Origin of the sequence: Geminicoccus flavidas, from assembly GCF_009806515.1 — a bacterium.
Taxonomy (GTDB): Bacteria; Pseudomonadota; Alphaproteobacteria; order Geminicoccales; family Geminicoccaceae; genus Geminicoccus; species Geminicoccus flavidus.
Genome location: NZ_WUJP01000461.1, coordinates 1 through 589, shown reverse-complemented (window position 1 = coordinate 589; position 589 = coordinate 1). Strand labels below are relative to the sequence as shown.

The following is a 589-nucleotide window of genomic DNA, read 5'->3' as shown; positions in this document are numbered from 1 at the left end:
GCCTGCTACACTTGGCCTGCCTGCAATGGCGGGCTGGTGCCGGACTGGAGCGATGGTGGCGAGGTGATCCACATGATCCATCGCTATCTGGCCGCCGCCTTCGCCGTGGCGCTCCTGGTCCTACTGGCCGGCTGCCTGCGCGACGTCCGGGTGCCGCAGGAGGTGCGCCGGCAGAGCCTCGTCACCGCCGTGTTAGTCCTGGTCCAGGTGGGCTTCGGCGCCCTAGTGATCGTGCTGGAAGTGCCGATCTGGAAGGCGGTGCTGCACCAGGCGACCGGCGTGCTCACCTTCGCCCTGGTGTCCGACCTGTTCTGGCGCGCGCGCAGCACCGCCGCGGCATCATTCCATCATCTGCCCGGAGGCGTCCGTGCCGCAGGCCTACGCTGAGCTCCAGGACCGCTTCGCCCGAATCGCCAACGTCGAGGGTGCGCTGGCCGTCCTGTCCTGGGACGCCTCGGTGGTCATGCCCAGGGGCGGTGCGGAGGGCAGGGGCGAGCAGACCGCCGTGCTCAAGCGCTTCGCCCATGACCTGGTGACCGCACCGGACCTGCCGGATCTGCTGGCGAGGGCCGCAGACGAGGAGCTGGAC

1 protein-coding gene and 1 pseudogene are annotated in these 589 nt (G+C 69.9%); both read left to right on the top strand.

The window, feature by feature from the left end:
- On the top strand, positions 1–387 hold a 387-nt coding region (locus EQG76_RS12940; protein WP_200840780.1), incomplete at its 5' end, for a COX15/CtaA family protein.
- A pseudogene (locus EQG76_RS12935) lies at positions 368–589 on the top strand (carboxypeptidase M32); the annotation flags it as partial. The gene EQG76_RS12940 and the pseudogene EQG76_RS12935, both read left to right, overlap by 20 nt.